This window comes from Nocardia sp. 852002-20019_SCH5090214 (assembly GCF_001665865.1).
GTDB lineage: Bacteria > Actinomycetota > Actinomycetes > Mycobacteriales > Mycobacteriaceae > Nocardia > Nocardia nova.
The window spans coordinates 79,784-87,874 of the sequence record NZ_LZMK01000017.1; the positions used below are offsets into that span (position 1 = coordinate 79,784).

Genomic DNA, 8,091 nt, shown 5'->3' on the forward strand with positions numbered 1-8,091 from the left:
AGCCTGCCGCCGGGCTGGAGCCTGAGCCGGTCGCTGCGGCTGGAGGTGCGCCTGTCGCTTGGGCCTCGGCGAGAGCTTGGTGCTGCGTGTGCGGCGTGCGCCTGCCGCTGCTGTCACGCCTCGGTCCTGCCGCTCGGCTGGAGCTGAGTCCGACGCTGGGCGGCCTGGGTCTGTTGCGGGTCTGTGGCTAGGGTCTGCAGCTGCGTTTGTGACTCGAGTCTGCTTGCGGCGTCTGTGCCCGAGTGTCCCGCGGCGTCTTCGCCCCGAGTCTCCCGCTACGGCTGCTGCCCGAGTCCGACGCTGCTGCCGCGAGCCGACCGCTCCGTCTGAACAGCCGGAACCGGGCGAAACTTCGTGCCTCGCAGACCCATTGCGACACGCCGAATCGGCGTGCCGCGCGCGACACGCCGAATAAGTCTGGCATTGGGGCTAATCCGCAGTTTCGCAGATGGCGGTTCATCGACTATGAATGGCATGTGCCGTTCCCACTTCGTGAACACTTGCCGGCCACCGTATCTCACCGGGCGGTGGTCTAGTTGACCGTCGAACACCCGGGAGAAGATGAGGTCAGGCAGCTCGCGCGACGGGTCGAGAAGGCCCGCGGGCGGCTTGCGTACCAGTTCGATCCCGCGCTGACCGAGGCCCTCTCCGAGAACGAGCTGCAGGCCGAACGTGAACTCGCGGAGAAGATCCGCGAGCAGGAACGCGAACAGCGCTGGAAAAATGTCCAGGCGGCGGCATCGACGTCCGACCGCGCCAGGCAGACCTCCGAAGCGATCGCGAAGGCCGATATGCGAGATCTGTTGATGGCCCGCAAGGCAATTGCGGCGCAGAGACGAGAATCCAGCCCGCACGCGAAGGTCGCGTCGCTGTATCGGCATCGCGCCTGGTCGATGCGCGCTCTCGCGGGCGTGGTCATCGCCGGCATGTTGTGGTCGGCGGTCAACGTGCAGCACAACATCGCTCCCGGCGGCCCCACCGATCCGCTGTACTGGTTCAGCTACCTGCTCGAAGGCATGATCAGCGTCTGCCTGGTCATCATCATGATCGGCACCAACAAGGTCGCCGAATGGGGAATCCTGGAGAGCCGCCGCCAGGTCGCGCTCGCCGAACTGGCCCTGCTGGCGCTGACCGTCGGCCTCAACACCTACCCGTACCTGCGCGGCGGCGACTGGTACAACGTCGGCGTGCACGCCGTGGCGCCGGTGATGATCGGTGTGGCGCTGCTGGTGCACGACGCGGCCAGCCAGCGCTACGGCCAGGCCATCACCCAGGCCACCGATCAGATCCGCGATCTGCCCGACCCGGCCGAACAGATTCGCCGCAGCATGCCGACCTTCGTCAGCTTCATCCGGCAGGCCGCGCCCGACACCCGCCCGGCCCCGATGGCCGCGCTGCCGGGCGCCGGCGACACCACATCCGAGGCGCCGGCCCCCGAATCCGCGCGCACGGTGGAGACGGTCGATCCGATAGTCGAACCGGACATCTGGACCCCGAAGAAGTCCTCGAGTCGCCGGTCCGACACCGATGCGGCGGATTCGGTCGCCGACGGCAAGCCGAGCAAGCCGGCGAAATCCGATGCCTCCGACGACGACTCGGATCCGCTGAGCGCCTACGACACCGGCCAGTTCCGCATCGCGGACAGCCTCGAACAGGAACTCGAACAGATCCGTGCCGAGCGGAAGGCGGCCCGCGCCGCGAAGCAGCGCGCGGCCTCCAACGGCTCGATCGTGGACTGATCCATACTCCGGTACGTCCCCTCGTACCGTCCGCACAACAGCCCGGCGCGCTGAGCGCCGGGCTGTTGTCGTCTCCGAGCGGCGTGGCGTAGGTCACAACCGGGCGCCTCCGACTACAGTGCCTGCGGTCAGCGCAATCATTGCCGGCGTTTCGGGTTTCGTGTGGAAGTTCGAGGAGGCGTGGTTTTGCTCGTCCGTGGTTCCGGATGCCGATGAGTATCCGCAAGCAGGCACTCGGGTTCGGCGCATTCGCCATCGTCTCGATTCTGGTCACGGTGGTCATCTGGAATACCCTGGCGCGCACCGTGAACGGCCCGACCGACCGTTATTCGGCGATCTTCAGCGATGTGCTCGGATTGCGGCCCAACGACGACGTCCGCATCGCCGGTGTACGGGTCGGCAAGGTCACCGAGATCGGCTTCGACGTCAATCCTCAGACCAACAAGCACCTGGCGAAGGTGACCTTCGAGGTGCAGCGCGATCAGCACCTCTACACCGACACCAAGGCGCTGGTCCGCTATCAGAACCTCATCGGCCAGCGGTATCTCGCGCTGGCGCCCGGTACCGCACCGGATTCGCGCCTGCTCGCGGCCGGTGGCCGGATTCCGCTCGAACGCACCGAACCGTCCTTCGATATCTCGGCGTTCCTCAACGGCTTTCAGCCGCTGTTCGAGAATCTGCTTCCGGAACAGGTGAACGACCTGTCGACGACGTTGATCCAGGCGCTGCAGGGCGACGGCGTATCACTGTCCACCTTCATCACCCAGGCCGCCGCACTGGCCTCGGACTTCGAGCGTCGCGACGCGATCCTGAAAGACATCATCACCAACCTGTCGGGAGTGATGTCGGGTCTGGCCCGGCGCAGCGACGAACTGGAAACCCTGATCACCCAGACCCGGGCGTTGATCAGCGGACTCTACGACCAGGGGCAGTCGCTGCTGGCCTCGACGACTCAGATCGCCACCGCCAGTGAGAGTTTGGTGGCGATGGTCCAGCAGGTACAGCCGAAACTGATTCCCGCGCAGAACTCGACCCGCGACGCGCTGACGCTGCTGATCGACAACGGCGCGAAATTGGATCAGGCCGCGATCGATCTGCCCGGAATCCTGTCCGACGTCGGCAAGTTCTCCGGCGACGGCACCTACGCCACCGCGTATCTGTGCTCCCTCGATGTCTCGCTGTACGGAATCCTGTTCCCGCGCGGACTGTTTTCGCAGATCGGCGGTCATGCACAGTCGGCGGTCTGCCGACCCTGACCCGCAACGGCGACGGGCCCGGCTCCGCGAGGAAGCCGGGCCCGTTGTTCGTGCGCTCAGGCGCGACTGCGAATCGCTTTGTAGATGACCAGAATGATCACGGCACCGACGATCGCGCCGAGGAAAGTGTGCTGGACGGGCGGGTGGACGCTGAACTTGTGCGGGGCGAAGACCAGACTGCCCAGGGTCCCGCCGACGTAACCGCCGACGATGCCTAGCACGATGGTCAGAATCCAGCCGAAGTTCTCCTTACCGGGAACCAGGAGGCGAGCGATCGCACCGGCGATGAGGCCGATGATGATCATCGTGATGATACCCATGGTGAATCTCCTTGCGGGCAACCTGTAGGGGACCCGACCGTAGCAGGGGAAAGGCCCTGTCCGCAGGCGCATGTGCCTATAGTCACCGGACCGGCGCAAGAGAGTGTGACCGGCCGTTATGCGGGTATTCCGGTACGAATCCACGGCCCCGGACACGACATCGCCCCAGGGCGGATTCGCGCCCGGGGCGAAGGGGTCGTGCCGGCCGATCACAGCTCGGCGGGAGTCTTCTTGGCCACGCTGCGGACCTCGATGGCGTAGATCATCTCCATCACGCCCATGAAGATCAGCCACCACCCGACGACCAGTGCCAGCACGGTGATCGAGTGGATGGGCCAGACCACCAGTGCGATACCGCCGATCAACAGCAGAATGCCGAAGAAGATCGCCCAGCCGCGGCCCGGGACCCCTTGCGGCGCTTCGGCTCCCGCGACCATGGCGGCGATGCCGCGGAACAGCCAGCTGATGCCGATCCACAGAGCCAGCAACACCAGGGAGTTGCCGATGCTGCGGAAGGCGAAGAAGGCGAGGATGAACGACAGGATGCCGCTGATGAGGGTCAGCACCCGGTAGCCGGTGCTGACGTGCGGGCCGAAGGCGGCGATCAACTGCAGAATTCCCGAGATCAGCAGGTAGACGCCGAACAGGATGCCGGCCACGGCGAGCGTCGGACCGGGCCAGACGAGCACGATAATCCCGACGATCACCGACAGCAGGCCGATGACCAGCAATGATTGCCATGCGCCACGGGCCAATTGGTGCAATGGCCCCACGTAAACTCCCTCTTTGCTGGTTGTCATGTGGGCAGGATAAATCCAGTGGATGCGATAGCGGGCAATTAACCAGTATCGAACGAGTTACGGTGTGCGAGCGAGCGCCGTATCCGGGTGTTTCCGCTGTCGTGCGGGCCCGATCTCGCCCGGCCGGGCCGCATTGTCGCGACCGCGTGCTGGATAGGCTGTGTCCGGGTTTTGACACCTGTCCACCGCTGCGCAGAATCGAGGCGTCATGGAACTGAGTCTGCACTACTGGAACTTCTCGACTCCCGCCGATCCGGCGCGTACCGCGGGTGCCATCGCGGAGACCGCGCGGATCGCCGAGGAGGCCGGTTTCACCGAATTCACGGTGATGGATCACTACTTCCAGATGGAACACACCGGGGTGGCCGAGGAGCCGATGCTCGAGGCCTACACGACCCTGGGGTACGTGGCCGCGCTGACCGAGCGGATGCGCCTGGCCGTGCTGGTGACCGGTGTGATGTACCGGTATCCCGGTCTGCTCGCCAAGATCGTCACCACCCTCGATGTGCTGTCCGGCGGGCGGGCGCAGCTCGGCATCGGCGCCTCCTGGTACGAGCGGGAGCAACGCGGGCTGGGTGTGCCGCTGGTGCCGATGGGGGAGCGCTTCGAACGCCTCGAGGAGACGCTGCAGATCTGCCTGCAGATGTGGAGCGACGACAACGGCCCGTACCGGGGCGCGCATTATCAGCTCGACGAAACGCTGTGCGTACCCGCGCCGTTGAGCCGTCCGCGGCCGCCGATCCTGATCGGTGGTGGTGGTGAGAAGAAGACGCTGCTGCTGGTCGCCCGCTACGCCGACGCCTGCAATCTGTTCGCCTCCTCGCCCGAGGACGTCACGCGCAAACTCGATGTGCTGCGCGCCCACTGCAAGGCCGAGGGGCGCGATTACGACACGATCCGCAAGACCGCCACCTACATCGGCCCGGTCGTGGACGATCCGGACGCCTTCGTCGCCGACGCCGAACGCTATGCTGCGCTGGGCATTACGCAATTCGACATCATGCCTGACCGGAATCCGGTCGAATACGCCGAACGTGCCGCGGAGCTGGTGCCGCGCCTGCGCTCACTCTGAGACATTCACTCGGAGTCACCCCTCGGAGTCATCCCTCGGAGCACGCCCGTACTCGCCGAAGGCCGGTTCGAGCAGATCGAAGATGCGCTCGGCCTCGGCGGTGACGGTGTCCGCGACCCGGCGCCGCGGCGCGCCGGACAGCTGCAGCTGTTGAATGCGCTGGAACAGCAGCCGGCAGGCCGCCGCCAATTGGGCGGCCGCCGTCCGGCGCAGCAGGTCGTCTCCGGGTAGCACGTCGGCCAGGGCCTGTTCGCGCAACTCGTGCAGTTCGCGCACCCGCGCGGTGAGTGTCGGGCTGTCTGCGAGCATGCGGCTGAACTCCGGTCCCGAGAATCCGACGTCGGCCGCGTAATCCTGTGCCGCGCAACGGAACAGGCGGCGTAGCGCGTCGAGCGCCGATTCGTCGGCGGCACGGGCGGTTACCGCGGCGGCGAGGGCGCCGACGAACTGCTCGTGATGGTCCAGTGCCAGATCCTCCTTGCGCGGGAAGTAGTTGGTGACGGTCTTCTTCGCCACCCGCGCGGCCTCCGCGATCTCCGCGATGGTGGTCGCCTCGAATCCGCGCTCGATGAACAGCCTGGTCGCGGTGTCGGAAATCTCCTGGCGGGTCTGCTGCTTCTTGGTTTCCCGCAGTCCGGGCGTCGCACTGGCCATGGCCGGAAATATTACCACCGACATAAAAATAGCCTTGACCTACCGCAGCGCGGTGTCATAATCTTACGTCGGTAGTAAGAATTCGAGGAGGTAGGGATGTTGTCCCGTAACAGCTGTTGAGTCACTTCGAGCATCAGCCCGCGGCCATCTGCCGCTCCAGGACGAAAGGCACTGTCGGTGCGCGCAATTCAGTTCTCTCCCGCGGCGGATCGCCTCGCCCGCTCCCGGCTCGTGGAGGTCGAACGCCCCGAGCCCGGACCGGGGCACGTGCTGGTCCGCACCGAATTGACCGGTGTAGGTGTCGGCCTGGTGCGGATGCTGCGGGCCGATGCCGCGGCGAATCCGGGCGGTGAGATGGTCGGGACGGTGGTCGCGGTGGGCCCCGGCGTCGCGGAATCCTGGATCGGAACCCGGGTGGGCGGGGTGGTGTTCGCCTCGTTGTACGCCGAATACGTCTGTGCCGCAACGGCGATGGTGACCGAGATACCGGCCGATGTGCCCGCGGCCGACGCCCTGGCCGTGGTGCGTGGCGGCCTGGTCGCCATGGGTGTGGTGCACGCGGCGAAAACCGTTGCGGGCGCCTCGGTTCTGATCACCGCCGCCGCGTCCGGAGCCGGACATCTGGCGCTCCAGCTCGCACGAGCCGCGGGAGCGTCCCGGGTGGTCGCCGCCGTCGGATCGACCGGAAAATTCGATTTCGTCCGGCAGTGCGGCGCCGATGACGTGCTGACCTACGACGATCCGTGGCCCCGTGCCGTCGACATCGTGCTCGACGGCGTCGGCGGTGACCTGGTGCAGCGCGGCGTGGACAGCCTGGGCCCGCACGGCACGCTGGTCGCCTACAGCGCCGGTGGTGGCGCGGTCGACACCTCCACGCTGCTGGGCGACCTCAAAACGATCACCGGCTTCTCGATGGGACTGCTGTCGCGGACCGAACCCGAACTGATCGAGCAGTATCGCGCGCGGTTGTGGAAGCTGTTGGACGAGAGGGTGATACGTCCCCGCGTGGAGGTGCGCGACTGGACCGAGCTGGATGCCGTCGTCGATCGGATCGCCACCCGCCGCAACGTGGGGCGGATGGCGATCAGCGCCGGACCCGGCCCTGGATGAGCGCGCTCGGGCTCACAACACCGCCTGGGTCTGGGTGACCTTGCCGACGAGTTTGCCGGCGTCGTCGTGGATTTCGGTTTCTACCACGATGAAGCTGCGCCCCGCGTGCAGCGGCGTCGACGAGGCCACCGCATAGCCGGACCGGATCGCCCGCAGGAAATTCGTCTTCGACTCCACGGTCGTGGTGCCCTGCTTGCCCTCCGGCAGATTCAGGTACGCGCACACCGCACCGGTGGCGTCGGCCAGCGACATCAGCACTCCGCCGTGCAGGACGCCGCCGAGGGTGCACAGGCTCTCGTCCCAGGCGAGCCGGCTGCGCACCAGCTTCGGCCCGTGCTCGAGCACCTCGACGCCGAGTTTCTCGGTGAACGGCATGGTGCTGTGGAACAGCCGGGTTCCTTCGGTATCGATCATGATGTCGAGCTTGCCCGGACGCGCGCGCGAGGTCCATTACCTTCGGGGTAACGGTCCCGGGCGGGCCGCATCGGCCACCAGTTCAGCGGGCCCATCAACCGCACCAGCGCCGGCACCAGCAGCATCCGCACCAGCGTGGCGTCGATGACCAGCGCCAGGATCATGCCCAGGCCGAGGAATCGCATCGGCGTCAGCGGGGACAGCGTGAAGGCGCCGGTGATGAACACCAGAAGCGTTGCGGCGGCGGTGATCACGCGGGCGGTGCGGACCGTGCCGGTGCGGACCGCGGTCACGGTGTCGCAACCGTCGTGACGGGCCTCGACCATGCGCGAGAGCAGGAAGACCTCGTAGTCGGTCGAGAGCCCGAAGACGACGGCGATGATCAGCACCATCATCCCCGCCGAGAGCGGTCCCACACTCACGTGCAGCAGATCGGCGAGATGGCCCCGGCAGAAGATCCAGGTCAGGATGCCGAAGGTGGCGGCCAGGCTGAGGAATGCCAGCAGTACCGCCTTCACCGGCAGCACCGCCGAGCGGAACGCCGCGCCGAGCAGGATCAGCGTGGCGAGCACCATCACCGCGATCATCAGCGGCATCCGGGAGGTGATGGCCGCGACGCTGTCCACGGTGGCCGCGGTATCGCCGCCGACCTGGATCTCGACGCCGTCCGGCGGCTCGAGATTCCTTATGCGCGTGACGGTTTCGATGGCGGCGGGGGAGCGGTCC

9 protein-coding genes are annotated in these 8,091 nt (G+C 66.6%); 4 read left to right on the forward strand and 5 right to left on the reverse strand.

Annotation, left to right across the window (positions count from 1 at the left end; genetic code table 11):
- Nucleotides 1-536: 536 nt before the first annotated feature.
- A complete protein-coding gene (locus tag A5780_RS01760; protein ID WP_063015682.1) occupies nt 537-1,739 on the forward strand; it encodes a hypothetical protein in 1,203 nt (400 codons plus the stop codon).
- A gap of 212 nt (nt 1,740-1,951) precedes the next feature.
- Nucleotides 1,952-2,995, forward strand: a complete 1,044-nt coding sequence (locus A5780_RS01765) for an MCE family protein (protein ID WP_063015697.1) — start codon at nt 1,952-1,954, stop codon at nt 2,993-2,995.
- A 56-nt stretch (nt 2,996-3,051) separates the two neighbouring features.
- Here the strand turns inward: A5780_RS01765 and A5780_RS01770 are convergent, their stop codons facing one another.
- Both A5780_RS01770 and A5780_RS01775 read right to left on the reverse strand, forming a co-directional pair.
- The gene (locus A5780_RS01770; RefSeq protein WP_036505761.1) at nt 3,052-3,315 is read right to left on the reverse strand and encodes a GlsB/YeaQ/YmgE family stress response membrane protein; all 264 of its coding nucleotides are present in this window, start codon (nt 3,313-3,315) and stop codon (nt 3,052-3,054) included.
- Nucleotides 3,316-3,524: 209 nt separating this feature from the next.
- The gene (locus A5780_RS01775) at nt 3,525-4,115 is read right to left on the reverse strand and encodes an HdeD family acid-resistance protein (RefSeq protein WP_030515634.1); all 591 of its coding nucleotides are present in this window, start codon (nt 4,113-4,115) and stop codon (nt 3,525-3,527) included.
- 208 nt (nt 4,116-4,323) lie between these two features.
- Here A5780_RS01775 and A5780_RS01780 point away from each other — a divergent pair, with 208 nt between their 5' ends.
- Nucleotides 4,324-5,187 (forward strand): LLM class F420-dependent oxidoreductase, encoded by an 864-nt coding sequence (locus A5780_RS01780; RefSeq protein ID WP_063015681.1) that lies wholly within the window; start codon nt 4,324-4,326, stop codon nt 5,185-5,187.
- A 15-nt stretch (nt 5,188-5,202) separates the two neighbouring features.
- On the opposite strand, the gene A5780_RS01785 is transcribed toward A5780_RS01780, so the two are convergent.
- Nucleotides 5,203-5,841, reverse strand: a complete 639-nt coding sequence (locus A5780_RS01785) for a TetR/AcrR family transcriptional regulator (protein ID WP_064907544.1) — start codon at nt 5,839-5,841, stop codon at nt 5,203-5,205.
- Between the two features lie 177 nt (nt 5,842-6,018).
- On the opposite strand from A5780_RS01785, the gene A5780_RS01790 reads away from it, so the two are divergent.
- Entirely contained in the window at nt 6,019-6,951 is a 933-nt protein-coding gene (locus A5780_RS01790) for a zinc-binding dehydrogenase (RefSeq protein ID WP_146102177.1), read from the forward strand.
- Between the two features lie 12 nt (nt 6,952-6,963).
- Here A5780_RS01790 and A5780_RS01795 read toward each other — a convergent pair whose 3' ends face one another.
- Nucleotides 6,964-7,365: a PaaI family thioesterase gene (locus A5780_RS01795; protein ID WP_030515638.1), complete on the reverse strand. Its 402-nt coding sequence runs from the start codon at nt 7,363-7,365 to the stop codon at nt 6,964-6,966.
- The coding region (locus A5780_RS01800; RefSeq protein ID WP_156769332.1) for an MMPL family transporter at nt 7,362-8,091 on the reverse strand (730 nt) is incomplete at its 5' end. The genes A5780_RS01800 and A5780_RS01795, both read right to left, overlap by 4 nt.

Coding starts and splice junctions, on each gene's coding strand:
- A5780_RS01785 (WP_064907544.1), bottom strand. CDS start 5,841: ATGGCCAGTGCGACGCCCGGACTGCGGGAAACCAAGAAGCAGCAGACC.
- A5780_RS01770 (WP_036505761.1), bottom strand. CDS start 3,315: ATGGGTATCATCACGATGATCATCATCGGCCTCATCGCCGGTGCGATC.
- A5780_RS01775 (WP_030515634.1), bottom strand. CDS start 4,115: ATGACAACCAGCAAAGAGGGAGTTTACGTGGGGCCATTGCACCAATTG.
- A5780_RS01765 (WP_063015697.1), top strand. CDS start 1,952: ATGAGTATCCGCAAGCAGGCACTCGGGTTCGGCGCATTCGCCATCGTC.
- A5780_RS01795 (WP_030515638.1), bottom strand. CDS start 7,365: ATGATCGATACCGAAGGAACCCGGCTGTTCCACAGCACCATGCCGTTC.
- A5780_RS01780 (WP_063015681.1), top strand. CDS start 4,324: ATGGAACTGAGTCTGCACTACTGGAACTTCTCGACTCCCGCCGATCCG.